Origin of the sequence: Micromonospora halophytica, from assembly GCF_900090245.1 — a bacterium.
Lineage (GTDB): Bacteria > Actinomycetota > Actinomycetes > Mycobacteriales > Micromonosporaceae > Micromonospora > Micromonospora halophytica.
On sequence record NZ_FMDN01000019.1, the window covers coordinates 58,414 to 83,791 of the forward strand.

Consider the following 25,378-nt stretch of genomic DNA (forward strand, 5'->3'; position numbering starts at 1 on the left):
GCGCGGGGGCGTGCCGGCAGGGCAGCATGGTGACGTGCCCGCGATCCCCGTGCCGTACCACGCGACAGCCGTACGGCCCGACTGGTCGGCGCTGCCGGCCGGGCTGCGCGAGGCGGTCACCGCCCGACTGGGGGTGCCCGTGGTGGCGGCACGGACCGCCGGGGCCGGCTTCACCGGCGGGTTCGCCGCCGTGCTGGAGACCGCCGACGGGGGCAGCGTCTTCGTCAAGGCCGCCGACCTGGCCCGCCAGGGCCACCTCGCCGACTGGTACGCCCGGGAGGCCGCTGTCCTCGCCCGGCTCCCCGCCGGCCTGCCGGCCCCCCGCCCCCGGTGGGCGTTGGACGCCGCCGGCTGGCGCGCGCTGTGCCTGGACGCGATCGACGGGCGGATGCCGCGCCTGCCCTGGACCCCCGGCGAACTGGACGCCGTCCTCGCCGGGTACGCCGAGATCGCCGCCGCCCTGGCCGAGCCGCCCGCCGGGCTGGTCACGCTGGGCCTGCCGCACCTGGCCGACCTGATCCGCGACGACGTCCTGTGGTGGGGCGAGGTGGCCGCCGGCCGGGAGCCGATGCCGCCCGCGCCCCAGGCGGCCCGGGACCGGCTGTCCGACCTGGTCACGCTGGAGTCCCGCCTGCCCGGGTACGCCGCCGCCGGACGTGGTCTGACCCACGGCGACCTGCGGGTGGACAACGTGCTGCTGGACGCCGGCGGCCGGGCCTGGTTCTGCGACTGGAACTGGCTCTGCCACGGCCCCGCCTGGTTCGACCTGGTCGGCCTGCTGCTCACCGGGTACGCCGGCGGGCTGCCGGTGGACGCGCTCTTCGCCGCCCACCCGACTGCGACCGACGCCCCACCGGACGCCCTGGATGTGACGTTGGCCGCGCTGGCCGGGTACTTCCTGACCTCGGCCGCCGTCGTACCGCCGGGTGTGGTGGGGCCGGCCGCCGGGACCGCCCCCGCCCCGCCGGTCTCCCCGTACCTGCGGGCGCACCAGCGCTTCAGCGGCGAGCAGGCGCTCGGCTGGCTGGCCGACCGGCGGGGCTGGGCGTGAGCCGTTTTGGCTCGTCCCGACGGACCTGGTAACCTGGCTCTTCGCGCAGCGATGACGCATGCTTGTCGCGCGCTGAAGCAGACCGAAACCCGAGCTATCAAGACGAGGCTGTCGCGTGGCGAACATCAAGTCCCAGATCAAGCGCAACCGGCAGAACGAGAAGCGCCGGCTGCGTAACAAGTCGGTCAAGTCGTCGCTGAAGACCGCCATCCGGAAGTTCCACGAGGCTGCGGAGGCCGGCGACGCCGAGAAGGCCGCCGTCCTCATGCGTGAGGCCGCCCGCAAGCTGGACAAGGCCGCCAGCAAGGGCGTCATCCACGCCAACCAGGCGGCGAACCGGAAGTCGGCGATCGCCAAGCGCGTCGGCTCGCTCTCGGTCTGACCGAGCGACCTCCAGACCCGACCGGAAGCCCCGGGGCCACCGCCCCGGGGCTTCCGGCTGTCCACGTCCACCGGACCGGGGGCGATGCGTCCACCGGATCAGGGCCGACCTGCCGGTAGGCCGGAGCCGGAGACCGGGCCGGGGCGGCAACGGATCGTCGGAGCGAATCAGGCGTCGTGGTTCCCGCCCGGCCGGGCGAGGCCACGCGCCACTGACGGCCCCGACCGTCGGTCCCCCGACGGGCCGGGCACCACCTCGGTGGCGACCACGACGCCGGGCAGGGTCCGGGGCACCCGGGCCCTGCCGACCACGGGCTCCACCTGCCGGCGGAACCGGTCCCGCTCCTGCTCCGGGACGAGTGCCGCCGACCGCACCACCCGTTCGACCACCAGGTCGTTGAACTTCACCATCACCGCGACGGCGAGCGGCAACACCGGCACGGCCCACCAGCTCACCAGCTCGGCCAGGGCGAGCAGCACGGCGAGCGCCACGGCGCCCTCGAAGAAGACGAAGCAGAGCACCCCACCCGGGTTGACGAAGCGCAGTCCGAGCGCCCGAGCGTAGAGCGGCCGGTACCGCTCCTCCTCGGCCGGCACGGTGCTCCACGCCGTACGGGTGGGGCCGGTCACCGGGCGCCGCCCCGCCGGGCGGCCGCGACCGAGAAGACCGCCTTCTCCAGGGCGTACGCCCGGTCGTCCGCACCGCCCTTGACCGCCGCGTTGCACTCGGCGGCCACCCGCATCGCCTCGACCAGGCCCTCCGGGGTCCAGCCCCGGGCCCGCTGCTGGGCGTTCTTGATCTTCCAGGCGGGCATGCCGAGGCTGCTGGCGAGCTGGTACGGGTCACCCCGCCCGGCGGCGGCCACCCGGGCCACGGTGCGGACACCGTCGGCGAGGGCGTCGGCGATCGGCACCGGGTCGACCCCGACATGCAGCGCCCAGCGCAGCGCCTCCAGCGCCGCCGGGACGTCCCCGATCATCGTCGCGTCGGCGACCGTGAAGCCGGTCACCTCCACCCGGCCCCGGTAGTACCGGGCGACGGTGTCCGCGCCGATCCGCCCGTCGGTGTCGGCGAGCAGTTGCGAGCAGGCGGCGGCCAGCTCCCGCAGGTCGCCGCCGACGGCGGCGATCAGCGCCTCGGCCGCGTCCTCGGAGCACCTGCCACCGCCACGGCGGATCTCGTCCCGGACGAAGGCGACCCGCTCGCGGTGCCCCTTGAGCTTCATCGCGGGCACCACGGTGGCACCCGCCGCCTTGAGCCCGTCGGCGAACGCCTTGCCCTTGGCGGCACCCAGGTGCAGCACCACGAGCTGGACGTCCGGGTCGGGGCTCTTGGCGTACGCGAGCAGCGCGGTGACCAGGTCCTTACGGGCGTCCTGCCCGGCGCGCAGCACCAGCAGCCGGCGCCCACCGAAGAGCGAGGGGCTGAGCGCCTCGGCGATCTCACCCGGGGTCAGCGTCCCGCCCTGGTACTCCCGGACGTCCACCTCGGGGTCGACGCTGCGGGCCCGCGCGACGGCCTCGCTGACCGCGCGCGTGGCGAGCAGCTCCTCATCGCCGAGGACGAGCAGAATGGGAGCGAGGCTGGCGGCGGTCACGCCGCCCATCTTGGCACGCCCCACGGCGCGATCGGGCCTGGTCATCGGCGGCTGTGACGGCACACCCCGCACTCAGCGCAAATCCCGACATTTATCTCGATTGCCGGGCTCAAGCCGCAATGCTTCTCGCTGCGCGGCCGGTTGTCCGTCCTCCTGCCCTGCGCGCAGCCGCAGCGCAGCGCGGGAGGGCAGGTCACCGCAGCCCCGCCGACCTGCGTGCACCTGGCCCCGCCGTCTACGCCAGCACCCGACGGTTGGTCCGGAGGCCGTCGAGCACCGCCGCCGGAACCGTGACCCGTCCAAACCCGGGGTCACCGCGTCCCCGGCTCCGGACCTCGCGCCACCACCGCCAGCCCGTGCCGCCCGGCGACCACCGCCACGTCCCCATCGGTGTCGGTACGCAGCACCCGGACCCCGCCCCGGGCCAACCAGGCCAGCACCGACGGACTGGGGTGTCCGTAGTCGTTGTCGGCACCCACCTGCACCACCGCGACGGCCGGCCGGACGGCGTCCAGAAACGCCGGATCCTGGTAGGCGCTGCCGTGGTGGGCGACCTTCAGCACCTCGGCCCGCAGCGCCTGCGGCGGTGAGCGCTCCAGCAGGGCCCGCTGCTCCTCGGTCTCGGCGTCCCCGGCGAGCAGGACCCGCACCCCGGCCACGGTGGCCCGCACCACCAGTGAGTTGTTGTTCGGGTCGGACCGGGTGCCGCGCAGCGGATACGGCGGGCCGAGGATCACCAGTTCCACCCCACCGGCCCGGTACGACCACCCCGCCACCCCCGCCTGCGGCGTCACCGCCCCCGAGGCGGCGGCGACCAGAGCCCGCCCCGCCGCCGGCTCGGCGAGCGCCGGGGTGACGATCGCGCCCACCCGCCGGCCCCGCAGCACCCCGGCCACCCCACCCACATGGTCGGCGTGGAAGTGGCTCACCACCAGCAGCGACACCTCCCGCACGCCCAGCCGGCGCAGACAGCCGTCCACCAGGGCCGGCTCCGGCCCGGCGTCGACGACCACGGCCCGGCCGGCTGCCACCGGCAGGACCAGCGCGTCCCCCTGCCCCACCGCGCAGCCGACCAGCACCCAGCCGGCCGGTGGCCAGCCGTCGGCGAGGATGCGCACCGGCAGGGTGCCGAGCATCACCGCGACGGCACCGACCGCCACCAGTCGCCGGACCACCGGCCGCCGGGCGGCCAGGAGCAGTGCCACGGTCAGCCCGGCCAGCAGCAGCGCCCCCGGCACCCCACCGGGCCAGGGCAGGGTGCCGGCCGGCAGTCGTGCCCCGACCCGGGCCACCGTCACCAGCCACCAGGCCGGCCAGCTCGCCAGCCAGGCCGCGAACTCGGCACCGGCCGGCCAGAGCGGCGAAACGGCGGCGGCCAGCACGCCCAGCACCGTGGCGGGCGCGATGGCCGGCACCGCCAGCAGGTTGGCCGGCACCGCGACCAGACTCACCGTGCCGGAGATCCCGGCCACCACCGGCCCGCAGGCGAGCTGCGCCGCGGCCGGGACGGCCAGCGCCTCGGCCAGCCCGGCCGGTACGCCGCGCCGCCGCAGCGCGTCACGCCAGCCGGGGGCGAGCAGCAGCAGCCCGCCGGTGGCCAGGACGGAGAGCGCGAACCCGGCGTCCCCGGCCAGCTCCGGATCGACCAGCACCAGGACGGCCACCGCGGCGCTCAACGCGGGCAACGCGGCCCGGGGCCGCCCGGCGGCGAGCGCGGCCAACCCGATCGCGCCCATGGTGGCGGCCCGCACCACGCTCGGCGACGGGCGGACCAGGACGACGAAGCCGACCAGCGCCAGCCCGCAGAGCACCGTGCCCGCCCGGGGGCCGGCCCGGGCCCAGCGGGCCAGCAGCAGCACCGCGCCGACGACGATCGCGACGTTGGAACCGGAGATTGTCAGTTAGAGGGATGAGTGGAAACATCACAGTCATGACTGTGGCTGACATCTACGGGCGCAAGAGCACCGACGACCGGGGGAAGTCCGTCGCGGACCAGCTCACCGAGGCCCAGGAAGCGATCCAGGACCAGGGCTGGACGCTGGGCCGGGTCTTCTCGGACGACAACCGGAGCGCGTCCCGGTTCGCCCGCAAGAAGCGCGAGGACTTCGCGGAGCTCCTGGCGCACATCGAGTCCGGCGGGTGTGAGCTGTTGATCCTCTGGGAGTCGTCCCGGGGTAGCCGCAAGCTGGCCGAGTGGGCCGGGTTCCTGGACCTGATCCGGGAGCGCGGCGTCCTGATCTACATCGTGTCCCACGGCCGTACGTACGACTGCCGGATCGGCCGGGACTGGAAGATCCTCGCCACGGACGGGGTGGACGCGCACGCAGAGTCCAACCTGATTTCGGACCGGGCGCTGAGAGGCAAGCGGCGCGGTGCCGCCGCCGGGAAGCCCGCCGGGAAGCTCCAGTTCGGTTTCCGCCGGGTCTACAACGACGCGGGCGAGTTCGTGGAACAGGTGGAGCACCCCGAACAGGCCGCCCTCGTCCGCGAGGCCGCCCGCCGGGTGCTGGCCGGGGAGGCGTGCAACGCCATCGCGGCCGACTTCAACGCCCGGGGCATCCTCACGCCCCGATACGAGCCGCTGATGGCCCGGGTGAGACGTAACCGGGAAGAGGCCGCGTTGCCCTCCACGTCGGCCGCACAGCGTGCCGAGTTGCTGGCCGAGGCCGAGACCTGGGAGAAGCAGGCGGCCGGGTTGCGCTGGGACCTCACCCAGATCAAGCGGTTGTGCGTGATGCCCGCGTACGCCGGGCTCCGGGTGCATCAGGGCCAGGTGATCGGCAAGGCCGGGTGGAAGGGCATCCACGATGAGGCCACGTACGCCAAGCTCCTGGCCCGGCTGACCGACCCCAAGCGGCGCACCCAGCGGGACAGCGCGCTGAAGCACGTCCTGTCCGGCCTGATCCGGTGCGCGCTGTGCGCCTCGGACATGCGGGTCCTGAAGAACCGGGGCTATCTCTGCTACACGTGCAAGGGGTGCATGAAGACCAGCGTCCGCACGGTCACCGTGGAGGGGTTCGTGGAGGAGCTGGTCCTGGCCCGCCTGGAGCGCGACGACGCGGCCGACCTGTTCGCCTCCCCGGGCAGCGACGACAAGGCGGCCGAGGCGCGCCGGGAGCTGGAGGAGCTGAACGGCCAGCTTGCGGAGTGGAAGGCGCTGGCGAAGGCCCGGAAGGTCTCCCCGGCGTCGTTCGCGGAGTTCGAGGCGGACCTGCTCCCCCAGATCGAGGCGGCCGAGGTCCGGGCGAAGGCCGCCCGGGTGGCCCCGGTGCCGGAGACGATCCGGAAGCTGATCGGCGCACCCCGGAAGCGCTGGCCGGAGCTGACCGTCTACCAGCGCCGGGAGGCTATCGGGCTTCTGGTGGTGGAGCTGAAGGTGGGGCCGGTCGGCCGGGGGAGGCGGATCTTCGACCCGGCGCGGCTCGGGGCCTCCCGGTGGACCGGGGACGCGCTCACCTGGGCCGAGCACTGGGCCGCCGAGTTCCGGGCGCGGGCCTGACTGCCAGGCCGGGGGCGTTGGGGTTCGACTTCCTCCACCGCGCCAGCTCCTCCCGGCGAGTGGAGTACCACCTCCTCCCTATAAGGAGGAGGAGGTGGTACCTCCTCACCTCCTCTGAGGAGGTGTTAGGAGGTGAGGAGGTCAGCTCATGGGCCGAGCCGTGGCGCTGGCCGCTTGACCGTGCAGTGTCAGGAATCCCTTGTCCCGTAAGGACTTTGCCGCCATAACTGGTGAGAGGGGCCACCCTCTGAGGGTTAGCTATCAGCCGCTGAGACAGCTATTGTCGGTGCCAGGTAAGAGCCGGGCGAGCGGACCAACCGCGAGGACCCCGGCCGCCGGACTCCCGAACCATCGGGGATGAGGCCAGACCGAGCGGCACAGCATGTGAGCAGGGAGCCCCCGCCATCGGGGGTCGGGTAGGCAGTCCCGACCACTCACGTGAGCTTCGCACCAAGGAGTTCACGTGGCGCACAAGTGCCCCACCATCACCGGGTCCAACGATGACCCCGAGTTCCGCCGGGAGCGGGCTCGCCGGGCCGGACAGGCCCGCCAGTCCCCGGACGCCTACATCACCGCGCTGGTGAAGCGCGCCCCCCAGCTCACCGAGAACCACCGTGCCCGGCTCCGCGCGCTCCTCGCCTCCCAGGACGGGGGCAAGTGACCATGCCGAGCATGACGAACGGCTCCCGCCCGACCAGCGAGAGCCGTCCCAACCCCAAGAACCAGACCGCCCTCAAGTCTACCGAGTGCGGCCCCGCGTGCGGCCCGTGCTGGGAGACCTTCTGCGGTGACGAGCGTTGCTGCGAGGTGTTCGCGGTCCGCAAGGCCCGCCGGGACCTGGCCGAGATGCTGGCCGGGGGTGGCGACCGTGGCTGACGTGCCGGGCTACAACAACTGCCGGGCCTGCCGCCGGGGCGTTCACTTCGTGGACGGTGACGTGGACTCGTACCGGTGCCTCCGCCACGCCAGCGACGCCGAGCGCGAGCTGGTGGACGCGCTGGACGCTCAGGCTCCGCGTATCGGGCTGAAGGAGTCCGAGGATTGGCACTGGGGCCACCGGTACGACTGGCCGTACGGCCCGAACATCGGCGTTCCGGCGCGCCAGCGCCTGATCCAGTGGGCGACGGAGAACCGGCTCCGTGAGGCCCGGCCCAAGCGCCGGTGCCCGATTCACTGGCTGGAGGGCAAGTCCTGCCGCGCGTCGGTCGTCCCCTGCCTGGAGGGCGGGAGCGACTGGCGCGATCACATGACCATGTGGACCAAGGGTGGCAAGCCGCACCTGATCGTCGCCCAGCCGTACGAGGTCAAGGACCAGGACCGGCGGCACGTCTCCAGCCTTGTGCTCGATCTTCGGGTGCTGGGCGGTATCCCGGTCACCGGCACGATCCGCGAGGAGAGCGGCTGGTACGGGTACGGCGCGCTCTGGGTGGAGGTGCGCCGTGGCTGATCCGTACCTGTCCGATGAGCACCGCGCCTACCTGGAAGCCCACGCCGTGGACCCGGACCAGGCCCTGGCCGCCGGTCACGTCCGCTCGCTGTTGACCCGGGACGACCTGGCCCAGATCCCCAGCGAGTGGCAGGCCGGGATCGGTCGCTACATCCCGGAGAACGGGGGCCTGCTGTTCGTCTGGACCGGCCCGACCGGCGCGGTCAACGTCCAGCTCCGGCCCGACGAGGACAAGCGGCCCCTGGACGAGTCCGGGGAGCCGATGAAGTACGTCTACCAGGCCAAGCGGCCCCCGGTCCTCTGGGCGGTCCGCGAGGTGGAGAACCCGGTGGGCGTGATCCTGCCCGAGGGCTCCAAGCAATGCCTGGTTGCTGCCCGGTACGCGCCCGAGGGCTACAGCGTGTACGGCATGGCCGGGTGCTGGGGCTTCCGGGAGAAGGACGGAGACGCCAGCCTGCCGATCCCGGACCTGGAGGTTGTGGACGGGCTCCCGGTGAAGGTCATCCTGGACGCCGACTTCACCACCAACCCGAATGTCTGGCGCGCGGCTGACCAGCTCCAGGCCGCTCTCAAGGCCGAGGGTGCCGAGCTGATCGAGTGGGTCAAGCTCCCGGCCGGTGGCAAGGCCGGGCTGGATGACTACCTGGCGAAGCGCACTCACGAGCGCCGCGCCCGGGTGTTCGGGATGCTGCTGTCCGAGGCCAGCGCGAAGAACCTCCCGAACCGTGCTCCCACGGCCCCGAGGAAGAAGGACGGGCCGCCCAAGCCGCCCAAGCCGACCGGGGACCGCGCGGTGGTTGTGGTCAGCGGTGACCCGCTGAACGTGATCAACGAGATCTCGTCCGGCATGGCGGTGAAGTTCTCGGGGACGCGCCTGTTCTGCCACGGGGACCACATCTCTGAGCTGGTCACGGCGGACCGCAAGCCCGCCCGCCTGGAGCCGGTGGACTCTGGCCGGTTCGGGGACGTGCTCCAGCAGGCCGTCCAGACCGTCCGGGAGGTTGTCGGCCGGGACGGCTCGGTCTCGTACGTCCCGGCCTGGCCGGACCAGAAGGCGATGGCCGCCGTTCTCAGCCGGGTGGAGGCGTTCGCGCCGCTGACCCGGCTCGCCACGGCCCCGTTCGTCCGTGCGGACGGCACGGTGGTGACCGAGCCCGGGTACGACCCGGACAGCGAGGTCATGCTGATGCCGGACGGGGAGCTGGCCGGGCTGGAGATCCCGGAGCACCCGAGCATGGAGGAGGTCGCCACCGCGCGGAAGCTGATCCTGGAGGACTGGCTGGGGGACTTCCCGTTCGAGACCCAGGCGGACCGCGCCAACGCGCTGGCGCTGATTCTCACCCCGACCATCCGGGGCCTGGTCGATGTGGTGCCGCTGGCGGTGCTGGACGGCTCCCGGATGGGCGTGGGCAAGGGCAAGGTCGTGGAGACGATGCTCTGGGTCTACACGGGCCGGTCGGCCCCGTTGACCTCCATGCCCGAGAACGAGGAGTTGCGCAAGAAGATCACGGCCTCGTTCCGCGAGGGTCGGCAGTTCATGATCTTTGACGAGGCGCACACGGTCGAGGGTGAGGCGCTGGCCCAGGCGCTCACCGCGAGCATCTGGGAAGACCGCATCCTGGGCGTCAGCAAGAACGGCACGTTCCCCAACACCGCGACGTGGGTCAGCCTCGGCAACAACGTCGAGGTGAAGGGGGACATCACGCGCCGCGCCTACCGGATCTCCCTGAAGCCCAACCACGACGACCCGGAGAACCGTCCGGCGGACAGCTTCCGTCACCCGAACCTGGAGCGGTGGGTCCGGGAGAACCGGCGCGAGCTGTTGGCCGCCGTGCTGACCCTGGCGCGCGCCTGGTTCGCCGCTGGCAAGCCCCGGATGCCCCGTCCGGCCGTCTTCGGGTCCTTCACCGAGTGGGAGCTGGTTGTGGGCGGCATCCTGTCGCACGCCGGGGTGCCTGACTTCCTGGTCGGCCGCGAGGAGTGGGCCAAGGGCTCCAGCCCCGAGAGCGACTGGTGGGCCGGGCACTTCTTCTGGCTGTCCGAGACGTTCGGGACCGAGGGCTTCACGGTCCAGGACGTGGTGAACGCGGCGCGCAAGAACCCCGAGCGCTTCCAGGGACCGCCCGGCCTGCTCAAGCCTCATGACGAGGCGTTCCCGGGCAGGCTGCCGTACGCCTACCGGAGCCAGAAGGGCCGCCCCGAGGCGGGCATGGTGCTCGACCACATCGGGACGGCTCGCGGCAAGGTGACCCGCTGGACGCTTCGCACCGAAAGCCGGTTCTCGTCCGATTCGTCCTCTCCTCCGGGAGGAGATGGAGGAGATGGAGGAGATGTTTCCGCTCTTACGTATGGCTCGAAAACCGCTATGCGGTTGGGTGACGATACGGCTACCGGAGACCAGGCGCGTTGTACCCCCAGGGAAAGCGGCGAGGAGATGTCCTCCATCTCCTCCATCCCCTCCGGCCCGCCGGTGGACTGGGTGCCCTCGAACTCCGGGGACACGGTGGCTGGGCGCGTGATCGAGCTGTCCAAGGTGGAAGACGACTTCGCGGGGGACTTCCCCGTGGCAGTGCTCCGCACCCGGACCGGGCTGGTCCGCATCACCGGCAGCCCGCCCTTCCTCCGTCGCGCCCTGGCGGACGCGGCCCCCGAGGTGGGTGACGCCATCGTCGTGAAGTTCCTCGGGGAGCGCCCGATCAACGGCGACCCCCACCGCAAGGCCGGTCAGTACCGGGTCGTCAAGAAGACCGGCGCGGCCTGACCTTCCCCATCCCCCGGCCGGGCCGTCCTACCGGTCCGGCCGGGGCACCACCGACCACCTGAGACGAGGAAACCATGACTCTGACCGCTGACAGCTTCACCCCCGGGGGCTGGGCTGGATACCTGGCCTTCAAGGCCGAGTACGCCGAGCCGGACACGCTGGACTTCCGGTGCCCCCGGTGCAAGGCCGAGCCCGGCCAGCTCTGCCCCGGCCGCCCGCTGGGCCACGCCCAGCGCCAGGACCGGATGATCCACGCTCGCCAGGAGTGGGAGTACGACGCGATCAACTCCGGGATCAACGCCGGGAACGAGGAGGACCCGGACGACTTGCACCGGAGCGGCTACCGGTGCACGACGGACAACTACCTGAAGTACATGCGGCGGAACAATGCCCGCGTCCGCAAGCCCGGCGAGCCCGCCACCGCCGTGACGTTCGGGGAGTGGCTGCTGGCCCACACCGCCAAGGCCATGCCGCTGGCCTACCTCGGTCTCCGGCCGAGCATCCGTCCCGAGATGGACGCTCAGGCCGTCATGGACCTGATGGGCGACGTGGGGGACGACGGGGCATCTGACCGCGCGCTGGAGCGGGCAATCGACCAGTGGCGGCACCAGACCGGCCAGGAGGTGGTGGAGCTGTGAACCCGGTGTACCGCCCCGATCTGGCCCGGCTCCTGGCGCTGGTGGCCGCGCTCGCCATCGCCTGGCAGACCGTCCGCCCCTGACGGTGGAGTGTCAAGAACGGTCCCCGGCCTGTCCACCCCGGACGGCCGGGGACCGCTCCCGTTCCGGCCCGGCCCCGGAGCCCTGGGCGCGCTCCCGCGAGATGTCCCCTCGATCCGCGAGATGCCCTCTGTCGGAACCTCATAAGCGGGACAACACTTGATCACGGGGCCGCCGCGCCCCGGCGCACCTGGCGTCTGATTCGTCCGGCCAGGGCTGCCCGATCGAGAGAGGCCCGCTCCACCCCGTCCCCCGGTCGCTGATTCGTCCAGGACCGCCGCGCCCACCGACACACACCATAAGAGTCATTCCTGTGCACGGCATTTCACCGCAAAGAGGACACAGACATGGGCCTGATCCCCGGCCAGATCGTCACCCCGCCCGAGCCCGGCCTACGCCGGTACGGCCTGTTCAACGCCGCGTCCGGCCCGCTGGACCTCCCCGCCCCGCACGGCGAGGGAGGCGGCATCCGGTACACCCCCGTCACGTGCGGGGAGGCGTACGCCTACGGCGTCACGTGCTACGGGGGCGAGGTGGCCGCCCCGGCCAAGCCGCTGGACGGCGGCAACCCCGAGGTGGCAACCGGCGTGTTCCTCGCGCTCGCCACCCTGGAATGCACCCAGGTCGGATACACCGAGGCCGAGCTACGCGCACAGGTCGTCCGCCGCCTGGAGGCCAGCGAACAGCCCACCGTGGAGCGCGCCCTCTGGTCCGGCCTGGACTTCGAGGGCAACGCCCTGGACATCCTCTCCCTGGACGCCGAGGCCGAGCCGGTCACGGGCGGGTACGACCCGGACCTGATCACGGACGTGGTGGGCGCGCTGGAGCGCTACGCCTACACCGAGAACGGCTACGGGTACGCGGCCACGATCCACGCCCCCATCGAGGCCGCCGCGTTCGCTGCCGAGGCGGGGCTGATCCTCCAGGACGGCCCGCGCAAGGTCACCCCGCTGGGCTCCGTCTGGGCGTTCGGCGCGTACCCGCTGGGCGAGGTCATCGTGACCGGCCAGGTGACCCTCTGGCGCGCCCAGGAGGCCCAGGTCCACACCGCGTTCGACCGGGAGACGAACCTCCGTCTGATGGTCGCTGAGCGGGCCTGGGCCGCGTCGTTCGATTGCCTCGCGGGCCGGGCCACCTTCACCCCGCTGGGGAGCTGACCCATGCGCCCGGACCCCTCCAAGCCGCACCACCAGGCGGACCGCCCCGCCTGGTTCCGGCTCTGCTGCCCGGGAACGTGCCCGGCTGATCTCGTCAAGGGGGCGGCCGAGGCCGCGCGCCTGGTCCGTGACCACCCGGCCGTCTGCACCTCCCCCGGCCCAGTGCTGCCCGGGAGCACGGTCCACCCGCTGGTCTACGCCGATCGGGTGGTCAGATGAGCAGCCGGGCGCGACGCCAGAACCCGCCGCCGGTGAAGTGCTCGGGCACCGCCAAGCACACCGGGAAGGCGTGCAAGCACTGGGCCGTGCCGGGCCTGACCACGTGCAAGCATCACGGCGGACTCGGCGGCCGGGCCGGGAAGGCCGTGGCCGAGGAGCGCGCCGCCGGGACCATCACCCTGGCGGAGATGATGGCGAACGATCCGAACCGCCCGGTCTGGGAGATCATCCTGGACTCGATCCGCACGGTGGACGTGCTCGCTCGGGCCGCCCGGGACGACGTGGCGGCCGGGAAGGTCACCACGGCCGAGGGGATCGAGCGCGTGGCCGGGCTCGCCCGATCCGCGCACGCGATGGCCGCCAGCGCGGTGGCGACCAAGGCCCTGGACATAGCGAACCAGACCGCCCGTCAGTGGGAAGACGTGATGTTGGACCGGGTGGCCGCGCTCCTCCTGAACTGGGTCGGCATACCGTCCGGCCAGGCTGTGACCGAGGCCATCAAGGCGGCGCTGGGCGGCGTGGACCTGAACGACCCGAGCCCGGCTCCCCGGCCGGACGGGCCGCCGATCCTGGCACTGGTGACCCAGGCCCAGGCCGCCGCGCTCGCGCCCCGGCTCGGCCTGACCGCCGGGGACCTGACCACCTGGCTGGCCCGGGTGGCGGACGCCGTGGCGGACGGGCGGCCGGTGCCCGCGCTGCCCGGCGGCCCGGTGGCCGCGCTCCCCCCGGCTCCCGCCCCGGAGCCGCTGGCGCACGCCAGCGGGACCGCTGAGCCCGCACCGGTGCGCGATCAGGTGGCCGAGGACATCGAGCACCTGGAGGCCCGGCCCACCCCCAAGCGCCAGGCCGAGGCGGCCCGGCTCCGGCAGACCCATGACCGGGGATTGACACTTCACGGTCAAGCCCAGGTCCAGGCCGAGGAGCCCGAGGTGGTGGACGCGGAGCTGATCGAGCCGGAGCCGGAGCCCGAGCGCCAGCCGTCCCGGATCTTCGATGAGGAGCGCCGGATCTACGTCCGGAACCCCAAGTACGTACGGCGCGCCAGCGGCTCCAGCGGCGTGACCACCCTCGGGTATCGCGGGGGACAGCCGACCATGCCAGCCACCCGCCTGAGCTACTGAAGGAACCTGCCATGACCGCCCGTCCGAACCAGCTCCAGACCGCGATCAGCGGCGCGTTCGATGCCGTGCTCTCCCGGCGCTCCCAGCCTGCCGAGGCCCAGCGCCACCCGAGGGCCTGGGCCAAGTACGTCAACGAAATCTGCCCCCGCCTCGGCCTGACCCCGAGCCCGGAGCGCTTCCGGCTGGCCGTCGCCCGTCACGAGCTCGGCCGCTCCCTGGCCGCCAGCGGCCAGGCTCTCGCGTCCGCCCAGCGTGAGCAGAGCGCCGCGCTCCTGGCCGCCCTGGACCGGCGCGCCGAGGCCGCCCTGGAGCGCAAGCGGCGGCTGAGCCCGCCTGGACCGATCCGGCTCATGCTGTGACCGAGTTCGTGGGCTACCGGGCCGCCGCCGAGTACCTGGGCGTCGAGTACAGCGCGCTTGCCGCCCGTGTGAAGACGGGCACCGGCCCTGAGCCCGAGTTGGACCGGGCGCTGGTGAGCGGAAGCCCGTACCTCGTGTTCACCCGGGATGAGCTGGACCGCTGGCTGGACGACAACCCCAAGATCAAGAACCGACTGACCACGGAGGACCGAGACATGTTCGCCCGCAAGACCAAGACCACCAAGCCCGCCCAGGCCAAGACCCCCGACCCCCGCGCCGCGCTGGTCCGCGCGCTGGCCGATGCCGGGGAGGTCGTCGCGTCGGCGTGCGGCACGTGCGGGGCGACCGTCGCCAAGGACGACCCCGAGGCCGAGCAGACCTACCGCGAGGTGGGCACCTACCCGTACACCCGCCAGATTCGCTCCTGGCGGTACCACCGGGTGTGCTCGTACGCCTCGTCCGGCCCGGAGCTCCTGGCGCTCGCGCTCGACCCGACCGCGCGCCCGGTCCGGGTCACCCAGGCTCACGCGGATGTGGTCCAGAGGATCGGCGCGCCGCTGGCGTACCGGGAGCTGGAGAAAGCCTCGTCCACCGACGCGGGCCGGGGCCGCTCCCCGTTCCAGCACGTCCCCCGTGCGGAGCTGGCCGAGCTCCGCGCGGCCGTGTTGCAGCGTCATTGTGAGCTCACCCTCCCCGCTCGCCACTCCTCCGGCTGGCCGTGCGGGGTGTGCGGCCGGTCTCACGAGCTGGTGGACGCCTGGGACCAGTACCAGGGCCGCCCGGTGTGCGCCGGGTGCTCCCGGCTCATCCAGCGCGCCAAGGCCCCGTTCGGCCGGGAGCTGGAGGAGTACGCCCTGGAGGCGGCCCGGGACCTGATCCCGCCCCGCGCCGACACGAGCCGGTTCCCGCTGGCGCGCGAGATGGCCTCGTACCGGCCGCTGGGTGCCGGGGAGCGGCGCGAGCCCTGGGCGTACGTGACCGACCTCCCCGAGGTGCCGCTGACCACGGAGGAGCGCCTGGCCGAGCTGGCCAAGCTGGTGGAGGCCCGGCTGGCGGGGGTGGCGGCATGACCGAGGCCGTGTTCATCCCGGACGGCATCCAGCAAGACATCAGCCGTACGCCGCGCCAGATGCCGCCCCAGGTCGATGGGGAGCACCTGTTCACGATCGAACAGCACTCCAGGGTCACCAACCTGAACCCGGAAGACGGCACATTCCTCCTGGACGCGGAGAACCTGATCGCCGTCATCGGCCCCCAGTGCTACTGGTGCCTTGCCACCACCGACGACGGGACGCCGTGCCCGGGACTCCCCGGCTGAAACGCCCTCTGGTCTCCCGGCCAGGGGGCGGCAACGCTGGAAAGCGTTGCCACACAACAACTTTGCAGTCTTGAGAGGAGGCGGACGTGTCGGATGTCGGTTCCGCCCGGGTAGAAGTCACCGGCGACGTTCGCCGGTTCGCTCGGGACACCGAGCGGGAGCTGGACCGCGCCCTGGCCCGGATGAAGGTCCCGACCGTCGATGTCAAGGCGGACGTGGACGTGGACCGGGACCGCCTCGGCTCCTCGTTCACCGGAGCGGGGACCGAGGCCGCCAAGGCGATGACCGAGAGCATCGGGAAGGGCCTGGGCGGGCTCTCCTCCGCGCTGGGGAGCAACCCGTACGTGGCCGCCGCCGGTGCCGCCATCGCGGCCACCATCGCGGCCGTGGCCGCCCCGGCGATCGGCGCGCTCCTGTCCGGCGCGCTCATCGGTGGCGCTGGCCTGGGCGTGATCGGGCTCGGGGCATGGTTGCTCCGGGAGGAGCCCGCTCTGAAGGCCGCCGCCAGCTCGTTGACCGGCACCCTGAAGTCGACGTTCACCGACGCGGCCAAACCGATGCTCGGCCCCCTGGTGGAGGCGCTGGGCACGTTCGAGGAGCTGGTGAAGCGGATCAGCCCCCAGATCCGCGAGATGTTCAAGGGGCTGGCGGACTCGGGCGCGATCCAGGCGCTGGCCGAGGGGCTGGCCGGGCTGGTGGAGAACGCCCTCCCCGGGTTCCAGGAGCTGATCACGGCGGCCGGGCCGTTCCTGAAGGAGATGGCCGCCGCGCTGCCGGTGCTCGGGACCGGGCTGTCCGTGTTCTTCTCCGCCATCGCGGACGGGGGGCCGGGGGCGGCCCTGTTCTTCAAGGACTTCCTGACCTTCATCAGCGCCATGATCGCGGGCCTGGGCGTGATGCTGGGCTGGCTGAGCTCGGTCTACCCGGCCGTGCGTCAGTTCTTCATCGACGCGGCGGCCTGGATTCAGGGCGCGATCACGTGGCTGACCCAGTTCGGCGTCACCGTGGGGACGGCCCTCGCTCCCCTGATCCCGATCTTCACCGGCGTGTGGCAGACCATCAGCGCGGTGGTCAGTACCGCGTGGAAGCTGATCGTGAACGCGGTGACCACCGCCATCAACGTGGTGAAGGGCGTCATCGCCGCTGTCTCGGCCGCCATCCGGGGCGACTGGCAAGGGACCTGGAACGGGATCAAGGCGGTGGTCTCGGCCGTGCTGAACGGCATCCGGACGGCGGTCTCCACCACCCTGAACGGCATCAAGGGCGTGATCTCCGGCGCACTGAGCACCATCCGGGCCGCCTGGACGGCCGGGTGGAACGCGATGGTGTCGGTGGTCACCGGTGCGGCGTCCCGGGTGCGCTCGGCCGTCACCGGCTTGCGCCAGACCGTCATCGGCGCGTTCTCCGCCGCTGGTAGCTGGCTGGCCGATGCGGGCCGCCGGATCATCGACGGCCTGATCTCCGGGCTCCGGTCCGGGTTTGATCGGGTGCGCTCCACCCTGGGCTCCCTCACCTCGATGTTGCCGGACTGGAAGGGACCGGCGGAGGTGGACCGGCGCATCTTGGAGGCGTCCGGCGAGATGGTCATGGCCGGGTTCGATCGAGGTCTCCGGAGCCGGTTCACGGACATCCGGAAGACCCTCGGGGACCTGACCGGGGACCTCCCGGCGTGGAGCGGCGGACGGCCGCGCGGTGGGGACGGGGCCAGCGCGGGCGGGTCGTTCAGCATCGGGGAGCTTCACGTCCACGTGTCGGGCGCGACCGGGCGCGAGGCCGGGGAGGAAGCGGCCGAGGCGGTCCTGGAGCGGCTGGGGGCTGCCACGCTGGCCCGGTGACGCGGGGACGGGGGTGACAGTTAAGCGTCAGGATTCCCGGTGCCGGTGGCCTCGGGCGTGACGAACGTGCCGCGCCCGGTGAAGGTGACCACCCGGCCCTCCTCGCGGAGCTGGTCCAGCGCGGCCCGCACGGTGCCGCGCGCCACGTCGTAGGTCTGCGCCAGCGTGACCTCCCCGGGGAGCTTGTGCCCGGGTTGCCACTCGCCGCTGTCGATCTTCGCCCGTAGCACGTCGGCCAACTGCTCAGCGAATGAGCGCGGTGACCAGGGGTCGATCATGCCTTCAAGGTCTCACCTGTCCAGGCGCGCCACGCTGTCCATGCTGTTCGTTCGATGGACACGGTAGACAGGTTGGCCCTACGGTGACGGGAGACCTTGCAGGCGGTCCCGGGTGGCGCTGACACGCCAGCCCGGGACCTTGATCGGACACGGGAGGTCCGACCGTGAACAGTTTCCCCGACCCGGCCCCACCGGACGAACCCACACCCGCCCGCCTGATCGAGCTCTACCCGCCCGGCAAGAGTCCGGTCATCGACCGGGCGGAGAACGCGCTCCGGGCGTTCGAGGCCACCGACCGGCCCAGCGCCGAACGTCTGCTCTCCCAGTGGCATCACAGCCCCGAGCTGTCCCGCCGGGAGCGGGCGGCCGTGCTGGCCCGGTTCGACCCCACCGGTTCGAGCGGGAGGGGGTGGACGTGATCCAGCTACCGGCGGTGCGGGTGGTCGTCACCGACGCTCCCCAGGGGCAACCGGTCATCGCGTGGCTGGACACCGGGAGCGGCCCCGGGCTGGAGCTGGTGGTCCCGCCGGAGCAACGCTGGCGGATCACCCGGCGGGGTGACGATGACGTGCTGTTGCTGATGCCGGAGCCGGAGGACGTGGAGGCGTTGCGCATCTTCTCGAACGCCCATCAGCTCTGGAACGCCTACGACCCCGAGGAGCAAGACCCCCTCTGACCGCCGGATGCGGCCTCGGCCGCATCGACACGCGGAACCCCCGGCCGCCTCTCTGGCCGGGGGTTCCGCCGTCTGACCAGGCGTTCCACAACAATCCCTAACCGACATTGGTTCCCGAGACCGCGTTGAGGTGCGTCATCCCGGTGGCCCGGAAGTCCTCCTCCACGGTGGCCGGCAACGCGCTGGTGTCCCCCACGATCAGCCCCGGCAGCAGGCCACCCTGCTCGTCGGGGAGCGGCGCGCAGGCCCGTTGCAGGCCGGCGCGGAGCGTACCGGCGGCACGCTGGAGCCACGGTGGTGGTCCGTGCGGCGTCGGTGGGCCCGGCACGGTCAGCACCGCTGCGGTGAGATCGCCGCCGCGCGGCGCGGTCAGCCGCCCCTCGGCGGTGAGCCGCTGCCCCGGCAGCCGCCCCCGCCAGGCCGGGTCGGTGGCGAGCACCAGCACCCGTACGGGGGCGCTCACCCGGCGGCCGTCGGGGCCGGTGAGGTGCACCAGCTCGGTGGCGACCAGCAGGGTCGCCGGCCGGCCCGCCGCGCCGCGTACCGGACGGGGGTCGTCCCGGACGATGAGTTCCGCGCTGACCCGGACCCGCTCGTCGACCAGCGCACGCAGCGGGGTGGCGTCGCGTACGTGCAGCCGGGCGGCGGTGGCGCTGGCGCCGCAGACGACACCGATCAGCGCCGCGACGGCGATCCAGCCGTACCGCCGCAGCGGTGCGCAGGGCCGGCCGAGGCGGCCGAGCAGGTGCGGGGCGGCCACGGCGGCGAGGCCGGCGGCGGTGGCGGCCAGCAGCACGGCCATGGTCGCGGTGAGGTACAGGCAGGCCAGCGCGGCGAGCCAGGCGGCCACCGCCAGCCCGGCCAGCCGCAGGTCCGGCGCCTCTGCGGCGGTGTCGACGACCCGGTTGCCCGGGGTTCGGCGGCTCACACTGTCACCAGGTCCTTGAGCTGCTCGTACCGGGCGTCGCCGATTCCCTCGACCTGCCGCAGGTCGCCCACCGACCGGAAGCCGCCCTGCCGGTCGCGGTGGGCCAGGATGCGCTGGGCGAGCACCGGACCCACCCCCGGCAGCGCGTCGAGCTGCGCCAGGGTGGCGGTGTTGAGGTTCAACGGCTGGCCGGGAGCGGGGGCCCCACCGGCGGCCGGCGGGGCCCCCGCGGGCACACCGGGTGGCGCCGCGACGCCGACCAGGATCAGCTCACCGTCGGTGACCTTCCGGGCCGGGTTGAGCAGGGCGACGTCCACACCGGGGAGCGCGCCGCCGGCCGCCTGCACCGCGTCGGCCACCCGCGCGCCGGCCGGCACCCGGACCAGGCCCGGACGGCGTACCTTGCCGGCGACCGCGACGACCAGCTCACCGGCAGGGCTCGCGGTCGCGCCGGGCCCGCTCGACGCATCCGGAGCGGCGACCTGCACGGCCTGCGCCGGGGAACGGACCGGCTCGGCGCGGGGGCGGGACCGCCAGGCCCAGAGGCCGGCGCCGAGCACCACGACCACGGCGACGGCGGCCAGCGCCCGTACCCCCCGCCGCCCCGGGTCGAACGCCCCCGGCCCGGGGAGCCGGGAGGACACCTGGACCGGCGCGTCGCCCCCGAGCCCCGGGTCGTCACCGGTCGACGCGCCCGGGCGGTCGCCGTCGGACGGTGCTGGCCTGCGGCGCTGGCCGGACGGCGTGACCGCAGGATCGGCACCGCCGGGCGGGCGGGTCCGGCCGGCGGCGCCTGTCGACCAGGCCGTGGCGTCGTCGTCCGCCCCGGCGCGGACAGCCCTACCGGGCACCAGGGCTCGGCCGCCGGGCACCGGCCCGCCGCCGTCGCCATGGCCCTCGGCTGCGGGCCGTGGCGCGGGTGGCACCGGCACTGCCCCGGACACGGCCTCGGCCAGCCGGAGCAGCCGCCGCCGCACCATCGTCTCCTCGTCGTCCGACACGGCGCGAGGCTACGAACGTCGCGACGGCCACCGCCGGCCGTCGACCGGCCCCTGTGGACGGGCGGACGCCCTGTGGACAACCGCCTGATCAAGCGGTGATGTGCTACGAGGCCAGCGCGCCTCCGGGCCCGGGCCCCGCGCCGCCCGTCCCCCGTCGACCGGCAGGGTCACCCGGGCTTCCGGCGGTGGGCCGGTCAGGCCGGATCGGGGCGGCGGTGGACCACCACGCTGGCCAGGCCGGGTCCGGCGTGGGCAGCGACCACGGCACCGGCCTCGGAGACGTATGTGTCGTGCAGCCGGTCACCGAAACGGTCGGTGAGCGCCTCGACGAGCTGCTCGGCGCGCTGCGGTGCGGCGAGGTGGTGGACGCCCAGGTCGACGTCGGCGTCCCCGGCCGCCTCGACGGCCAGGTCGACCAGGCGGGCCACGCCCCGGCTGGCGGTGCGCACCTTGTCCCTGAGCACGATCGCCCCGTCCGGCATGTGCATGATCGGCTTCACCGACAGGGCGGTGCCGAGCAGTGCCTCCGCCGCGTTGATCCGGCCGCCCCGGCGCAGGAACTCCAGCGTGTCGACGTAGAAGAAGATGGTGGTCCGACCGACGGTGGCGGTGGCCGCCTCGCGGACGGCGACCAGGTCGGCACCGGCCTCGGCGGCCCTGGCGGCGGCGAGCACCGGGAAGCCCAGACCCATTCCGGTGGAGCGGCTGTCCACCACCTCGACCCGGTCGCCGATCTCGGCGGCGGCGAGCCGGGCCGCCTCGACGGTGCCGGACAGCTCCGCCGACAGGTGCACCGAGACGATCCCGTCCGCACCGGCCGCCAGCAGCTCGCGGTACGTCCGGGCGAACTGCTCCGGGGCGGGGCGGGACGTGCTGACGGAGACCCGCCGGCCACCGAGCACCCGGGTAGCGTCGGCCGGGAAGACCTCCACCCCCTCCAGCCCTTCGGCACCGTTCAGCACGACGGTCAACGGCACCACGGTCAGCCGGTGCACCTGCACCAGCTCGGGCGGGAGGTAGGCGGTGGAGTCGGTGACGACCGCGACGGGCATGCCCGGCACGCTAGCCGATGTCGCGGCGCAGCGCCCGGGCCGGACGACTCAGACCGGCTCGGCGGGTGCCGGGCGGGTGATCACGCCGACGTTGTGGGCACGCAGGTGCCAGCCGTGGGCGTCGTTGTGACGCAGCTCGGTCCAGTGGCAGTTGGCCAGCGAACCGATGGCGCGCAGCGCCACGTGGTCCCAGCCGATCAGGGTGCCGACACCCTGGCGGGCGCTGCCGCCGTGGGTGGCGACCACGACGGTGCCGGCCCCGACGAGGTCGGCGGCGTCGGAGAACGCCGCGCCGACCCGCTTGCCGAGGTCGTCGAGGCTCTCGATGCCGGCGCCCGGGTCGGGGTCACCAGCCCGCCAGCGGGCATGCTCCTCGGGGAAGCGGGCGGCGGCGTCGGTGAGGAGCAGCCCCTGCCACTGGCCGAAGTACCGCTCCCGCAGCCGGGGGTCGGAGCGTACCGGCAGCCCGGTGACCTCGGCGAGGGCGGCGGCGGTGTCCGCGGCCCGGCTGAGGTCGGAGGCGACGATGGCGTCCGGCCGCAGCGCCGCGAGCAGGGGGGCCGCGGTGCGGGCCTGCTCGCGGCCGAGGGTGTTGAGGGGTACGTCGGTCTGCCCCTGGACCCGGCTGGCGGCGTTCCAGTCGGTGTTGCCGTGCCGCCAGACGATCAGGCGGGTCATTCGGCGGCGGAGGCGTCGGCCTCGACCAGGTCCCGGTCGACGAACGGGACCTGGGGGCAGTCCTTCCAGAGCCGGTCGAGGGCGTAGAACTCGCGCTCCTCGGTGTGCTGGACGTGGACCACGACGTCGACGTAGTCGAGCAGCACCCAACGGCCACCCCGCTCGCCCTCGCGGCGAACCGGCTTGGCCTTCTCCGGCAGCTCCAGCAGGCGTTCCTCGATGGCGTCGACGATTGCCAGCACCTGACGCTCGTTCGGCGCGGAGGCGACCAGGAACGCGTCGGTGATGGCGAGCTGGTCGCCCACGTCGATGATGACGATGTCCTGCGCCTTCTTGTCGGCCGCAGCCTGGGCGGCGGCCATCGCCAGCTCGTGAGCGCGTTCGGAAACTGTCACCGTTCTCCTTCGATCATCCGTGCGACCCTCCAAGCGTCTCACACCCGGCGGCGAGACGACTTGTCAGTTCTGGTCGGTTTCGGGGACGAAGGATCCCGTACCGGGCGGATTCACTCCTGATAGAGGGCACGTTTCGCGATGTACTGCACCACACCGTCGGGCACCAGGTACCAGACCGGCTCGCCCCGGGCGACCCGGGCACGGCAGTCGGTGGAGGAGATCGCCATCGCCGGCACCTGCACCAGGCTCACCGTGTCGGCCGGCAGGTGCTTGTCGGTCAGCTCGAACCCGGGTCGGGTGACCCCGATGAAGTGGGCCAGTTCGAGGACCTCGTCCAGGTCCTTCCAGGAGAGGATCCGCTCCAGCGCGTCCGCGCCGGTGATGAAGAACAGCTGCACCTTCGGGCCGTACAGCGCGTGCAGGTCGCGCAGGGTGTCGACCGTGTAGGTGGGGCCACCCCGGTCGATGTCGACCCGACTGACCTGGAAGCGCGGGTTGGAGGCGGTGGCGATCACCGTCATCAGGTAACGGTCCTCGGCGGGGCTGACCGGCTCGTCCGCCTTCTGCCACGGCCGACCGGTGGGGACGAAGACCACCTCGTCCAGGCCGAACCGGTCGGCCACCTCGCTGGCGGCCACGAGGTGCCCGTGGTGGATCGGGTCGAAGGTGCCGCCCATGATCCCGATCCGCCGGATGTCTTCCTCCACCCGATGATCGTAGGCCGGGTCCGGCCGACGACCGGGTGGGGTCACCCGACCGTCCCGCCGATCGGCCGCTCGGCCACGCGCTGCTGGTCGGGGTTTCGTCCGCCGCCACACGCTCTTATACTCGTCGACAAGTAATCGGGTACGAGCATCGGCAGGTGTGGGGTCGTGGTCCAGCAGCGGAAGGTCGGGAACCTGCTCGCCCTGGCCGTGCTCTCCGTCCTCGTGCAACGGCCGATGCATCCGTACGAGATCGCCACCACGTTGCGGGCCTGGGGCAAGGACCAGGACATGGAGATCAAGTGGGGGTCCTTCTACACCGTCGTGCGCAACATGGACCGGCACGGGCTGATCGCGGCCGTCGAGAGCGTCCGCGAAGGCCGCCGCCCGGAACGCACCGTGTACCGCATCACCGACTCCGGCCGGGCGGAACTGGTCGACTGGGCCCGGGAACTGGTCTCCACCCCGGGCCCGGAGCAGTCCCGGTTCCGCGCCGGCCTGTCGGTGCTCGCCGCCCTGCACCCCGACGAGGCGGTGATCCTGCTGCGACAGCGGCTGGCCCTGCTGGAGGACGGCATCCGAGCCGGCCGTGCGGCGCTCGCCGAGCACCTGCGCACCGTGCCACGGCTGTTCCTGGCCGAGTCGGACTACGACCTGACCGTCAAGGAGGCGGAAGCCGCCTGGATCCGTGCCCTGCTGGCCGAGCTCACCTCGGGCAGCTACCCAGGCCTGGACGAGTGGCGGGCCTTCCATGAGACCGGCGGCCGGTCGACGGACCCTCAGGAAGGGAGCGACACCACACGGTGATGGGCGGCCCCGGCACGGTGCGCCAACACCAGGCCGGGGCCCTTACCTCGAACCGCACCTGGAGAGGTGCCGGCCCGAAGCGGCAACCACGAGGATAGCCGGGCTCTCTCCAGGTCGGTTCGCCACGCGCGACAACCGACGAGCCCCTGGAGGGACCATGAGAGTCAAGACCGCGATCGTGATCGGCGGCGGCATCGCCGGCCCGGTCGCCGCGCTGGCGCTGCGCCGCGCCGGCATCACCGCCACCGTCCACGAGGCGTACCCGAGCACCACCGACGGTATCGGCGGCACCCTCGCGCTCGCCCCCAACGGCCTCGCGGCCCTTGGCGCGGTCGACGCGGACCGGGCCGTGGCCATGATCGCCACCCCGATCCACCGGACGGCGATGGCGATCGGCCGCCGACGCATCGACCTGCCGGGCCTGGCGGGCGTGCCGCCGCTGCACGTGGTGCACCGCAACGAACTGCACCGGGTGCTGCACGAACGCGCCGCCGCCGAGGGCATCGTCGTCGAGCACGGCCGACGCCTGGTCGACGTACGGGAGACGGACACCGGCGTCACGGCCCGGTTCGCCGACGGTGGCACGGCCACGGCCGACGTCCTCATCGGGGCCGACGGCGTGCGGTCGACCGTCCGCGCCCTGATCGACCCGGACGACCCCGGCCCCCGGTTCACCGGGCTGCTCGGCTTCGAGGCGGTGGCCCGGCACGAGGTCGACGTCGAGCCCGGCACCATGACCTTCACCTTCGGCCGGCGTGGCTACTACCTCTACTGGCCCGAGCCGGGCGGCGGCACCCGGTGGGGGGTCAACCTCCCGCAGCAGCGGCCGATGAGTCTCACCGAGGCCCGCGCGGTGTCGCCGGCCGACTGGATGCGGACCCTGCGGGCCGCCCACGCCGACGACGACCCGGGTCGCGACCTCATGTCGACCAGCGACCCCGACGAGTTGCAGGTGGTGGGCTCGTTGCACATCATGCCGCCGGTCCGGCACTGGCATCGTGGACGCATGGTGCTGGTGGGCGACGCGGCGCACGCACCCTCGAACAGTTCCGGGCAGGGCGCCTCGCTGGCCATCGAGAGCGCCGTGCAGCTGGCCCGCTGCCTGCGCGACCTGCCCGACGCCCGGTCGGCGTTCGTCGCCTTCGAGCGGCTGCGGCGTGACCGGGTGGAGCGGGTCGCCGCCCGCGCTGCGCGGATCAACCAGGCCAAGGCTCCGGGCCCGGTGGCCCGGGCGCTGATGCCGTTGCTCATGCCGCTGCTGGTGAAGACCGCGATGAACCCGGAGAAGACGATCGGTCCCGAGCAGCGTTATGTCATCGACTGGGACGCCCCGGTCACGTCGGGCCCGACCGGACGCTGAACCGACGTCCGGGGTGGTGTGCGCTCCGGAGCGC

26 protein-coding genes and 2 pseudogenes are annotated in these 25,378 nt (G+C 73.1%); 18 read left to right on the forward strand and 10 right to left on the reverse strand.

From position 1 onward, the window contains the following. Positions 1-34 precede the first annotated feature (34 nt). Together GA0070560_RS21645 and rpsT are read left to right on the forward strand one after the other, a co-directional pair. Positions 35-1,051: a phosphotransferase family protein gene (locus GA0070560_RS21645; RefSeq protein ID WP_245675641.1), complete on the forward strand. Its 1,017-nt coding sequence runs from the start codon at positions 35-37 to the stop codon at positions 1,049-1,051. A gap of 115 nt (positions 1,052-1,166) precedes the next feature. After that, a complete protein-coding gene (gene rpsT, locus GA0070560_RS21650) occupies positions 1,167-1,433 on the forward strand; it encodes a 30S ribosomal protein S20 (RefSeq protein ID WP_091300860.1) in 267 nt (88 codons plus the stop codon). Positions 1,434-1,600: 167 nt separating this feature from the next. Here the strand turns inward: rpsT and GA0070560_RS21655 are convergent, their stop codons facing one another. From GA0070560_RS21655 to GA0070560_RS21665, 3 genes and pseudogenes are all read right to left on the reverse strand, one after another. Then, a complete protein-coding gene (locus GA0070560_RS21655) occupies positions 1,601-2,062 on the reverse strand; it encodes a hypothetical protein (protein ID WP_245675642.1) in 462 nt (153 codons plus the stop codon). After that, positions 2,059-3,039, reverse strand: a complete 981-nt coding sequence (gene holA, locus GA0070560_RS21660) for a DNA polymerase III subunit delta (RefSeq protein ID WP_091300862.1) — start codon at positions 3,037-3,039, stop codon at positions 2,059-2,061. Before holA ends, GA0070560_RS21655 begins: the two co-directional genes overlap by 4 nt. A 302-nt stretch (positions 3,040-3,341) precedes the next feature. Further along, positions 3,342-4,925 (reverse strand): annotated as a pseudogene (locus GA0070560_RS21665) (ComEC/Rec2 family competence protein); the annotation flags it as partial. Between the two features lie 35 nt (positions 4,926-4,960). On the opposite strand from GA0070560_RS21665, the gene GA0070560_RS21670 reads away from it, so the two are divergent. The 12 genes from GA0070560_RS21670 to GA0070560_RS21730 all read left to right on the forward strand — a co-directional run bounded on the left by GA0070560_RS21670 (position 4,961) and on the right by GA0070560_RS21730 (position 17,465). Further along, entirely contained in the window at positions 4,961-6,529 is a 1,569-nt protein-coding gene (locus tag GA0070560_RS21670; RefSeq protein WP_170839518.1) for a recombinase family protein, read from the forward strand. Between the two features lie 463 nt (positions 6,530-6,992). Further along, positions 6,993-7,190: a hypothetical protein gene (locus GA0070560_RS21675; protein ID WP_091300868.1), complete on the forward strand. Its 198-nt coding sequence runs from the start codon at positions 6,993-6,995 to the stop codon at positions 7,188-7,190. Between the two features lie 11 nt (positions 7,191-7,201). After that, complete coding sequence (locus GA0070560_RS21680) at positions 7,202-7,405, forward strand: hypothetical protein (RefSeq protein WP_139131561.1); 204 nt, start codon at positions 7,202-7,204, stop codon at positions 7,403-7,405. Next, a complete protein-coding gene (locus GA0070560_RS21685; protein ID WP_139131562.1) occupies positions 7,398-7,976 on the forward strand; it encodes a hypothetical protein in 579 nt (192 codons plus the stop codon). The genes GA0070560_RS21680 and GA0070560_RS21685 overlap by 8 nt, the downstream gene beginning before the upstream one ends. Then, positions 7,969-10,737, forward strand: coding sequence for a DUF3854 domain-containing protein (locus tag GA0070560_RS21690; protein ID WP_091300874.1), 2,769 nt, complete (start codon positions 7,969-7,971; stop codon positions 10,735-10,737). Before GA0070560_RS21685 ends, GA0070560_RS21690 begins: the two co-directional genes overlap by 8 nt. A 74-nt stretch (positions 10,738-10,811) precedes the next feature. Continuing rightward, positions 10,812-11,375, forward strand: a complete 564-nt coding sequence (locus GA0070560_RS21695) for a zinc finger domain-containing protein (RefSeq protein ID WP_091300877.1) — start codon at positions 10,812-10,814, stop codon at positions 11,373-11,375. Between the two features lie 428 nt (positions 11,376-11,803). Beyond that, a complete protein-coding gene (locus GA0070560_RS21700) occupies positions 11,804-12,613 on the forward strand; it encodes a hypothetical protein (protein WP_091300880.1) in 810 nt (269 codons plus the stop codon). 215 nt (positions 12,614-12,828) lie between these two features. Continuing rightward, complete coding sequence (locus GA0070560_RS21710; protein WP_091300884.1) at positions 12,829-13,953, forward strand: hypothetical protein; 1,125 nt, start codon at positions 12,829-12,831, stop codon at positions 13,951-13,953. A gap of 11 nt (positions 13,954-13,964) precedes the next feature. Then, complete coding sequence (locus GA0070560_RS21715; RefSeq protein WP_091300885.1) at positions 13,965-14,312, forward strand: hypothetical protein; 348 nt, start codon at positions 13,965-13,967, stop codon at positions 14,310-14,312. Then, a complete protein-coding gene (locus GA0070560_RS21720; protein ID WP_091300887.1) occupies positions 14,309-15,382 on the forward strand; it encodes a DNA-binding protein in 1,074 nt (357 codons plus the stop codon). The genes GA0070560_RS21715 and GA0070560_RS21720 overlap by 4 nt, the downstream gene beginning before the upstream one ends. Beyond that, positions 15,379-15,630 carry a hypothetical protein gene (locus tag GA0070560_RS21725; protein ID WP_091300889.1) on the forward strand — a complete coding sequence of 84 codons (252 nt, stop codon included), beginning with the start codon at positions 15,379-15,381 and terminating at the stop codon, positions 15,628-15,630. Before GA0070560_RS21720 ends, GA0070560_RS21725 begins: the two co-directional genes overlap by 4 nt. A gap of 86 nt (positions 15,631-15,716) precedes the next feature. Continuing rightward, positions 15,717-17,465 carry a phage tail protein gene (locus GA0070560_RS21730; RefSeq protein ID WP_091300891.1) on the forward strand — a complete coding sequence of 583 codons (1,749 nt, stop codon included), beginning with the start codon at positions 15,717-15,719 and terminating at the stop codon, positions 17,463-17,465. Positions 17,466-17,485: 20 nt separating this feature from the next. Here GA0070560_RS21730 and GA0070560_RS21735 read toward each other — a convergent pair whose 3' ends face one another. Beyond that, positions 17,486-17,743, reverse strand: a complete 258-nt coding sequence (locus tag GA0070560_RS21735) for a GntR family transcriptional regulator (RefSeq protein WP_091300893.1) — start codon at positions 17,741-17,743, stop codon at positions 17,486-17,488. Between the two features lie 164 nt (positions 17,744-17,907). Here GA0070560_RS21735 and GA0070560_RS21740 point away from each other — a divergent pair, with 164 nt between their 5' ends. Then, entirely contained in the window at positions 17,908-18,162 is a 255-nt protein-coding gene (locus tag GA0070560_RS21740) for a hypothetical protein (RefSeq protein WP_091300894.1), read from the forward strand. After that, entirely contained in the window at positions 18,159-18,419 is a 261-nt protein-coding gene (locus GA0070560_RS21745) for a hypothetical protein (protein ID WP_139131563.1), read from the forward strand. Before GA0070560_RS21740 ends, GA0070560_RS21745 begins: the two co-directional genes overlap by 4 nt. Positions 18,420-18,522: 103 nt before the next feature. Here GA0070560_RS21745 and GA0070560_RS21750 read toward each other — a convergent pair. The 6 genes and pseudogenes from GA0070560_RS21750 to nadD form a co-directional block, all read right to left on the reverse strand. Then, positions 18,523-19,347: pseudogene (locus GA0070560_RS21750) on the reverse strand (ComEC/Rec2 family competence protein); the annotation flags it as partial. Further along, positions 19,344-20,348, reverse strand: a complete 1,005-nt coding sequence (locus GA0070560_RS29960) for a ComEA family DNA-binding protein (protein WP_342670431.1) — start codon at positions 20,346-20,348, stop codon at positions 19,344-19,346. The pseudogene GA0070560_RS21750 and the gene GA0070560_RS29960, both read right to left, overlap by 4 nt. Positions 20,349-20,542: 194 nt before the next feature. Next, on the reverse strand, positions 20,543-21,400 hold the full coding sequence (locus GA0070560_RS21760) for a DegV family protein (RefSeq protein ID WP_091300898.1): 858 nt from the start codon (positions 21,398-21,400) through the stop codon (positions 20,543-20,545). Positions 21,401-21,448: 48 nt separating this feature from the next. Beyond that, positions 21,449-22,078: a histidine phosphatase family protein gene (locus GA0070560_RS21765; RefSeq protein ID WP_091300900.1), complete on the reverse strand. Its 630-nt coding sequence runs from the start codon at positions 22,076-22,078 to the stop codon at positions 21,449-21,451. After that, a complete protein-coding gene (gene rsfS / locus GA0070560_RS21770) occupies positions 22,075-22,473 on the reverse strand; it encodes a ribosome silencing factor (RefSeq protein ID WP_091300902.1) in 399 nt (132 codons plus the stop codon). Before rsfS ends, GA0070560_RS21765 begins: the two co-directional genes overlap by 4 nt. Positions 22,474-22,583: 110 nt before the next feature. Continuing rightward, positions 22,584-23,180, reverse strand: a complete 597-nt coding sequence (gene nadD / locus GA0070560_RS21775) for a nicotinate-nucleotide adenylyltransferase (protein WP_091300904.1) — start codon at positions 23,178-23,180, stop codon at positions 22,584-22,586. 165 nt (positions 23,181-23,345) lie between these two features. Between nadD and GA0070560_RS21780 the strand changes: the two genes are divergently transcribed. Then, complete coding sequence (locus GA0070560_RS21780; RefSeq protein ID WP_091300906.1) at positions 23,346-23,984, forward strand: PadR family transcriptional regulator; 639 nt, start codon at positions 23,346-23,348, stop codon at positions 23,982-23,984. Positions 23,985-24,141: 157 nt separating this feature from the next. Beyond that, the gene (locus GA0070560_RS21785) at positions 24,142-25,344 is read left to right on the forward strand and encodes an FAD-dependent oxidoreductase (RefSeq protein WP_091300908.1); all 1,203 of its coding nucleotides are present in this window, start codon (positions 24,142-24,144) and stop codon (positions 25,342-25,344) included. The last annotated feature ends 34 nt before the right edge of the window (positions 25,345-25,378 follow it).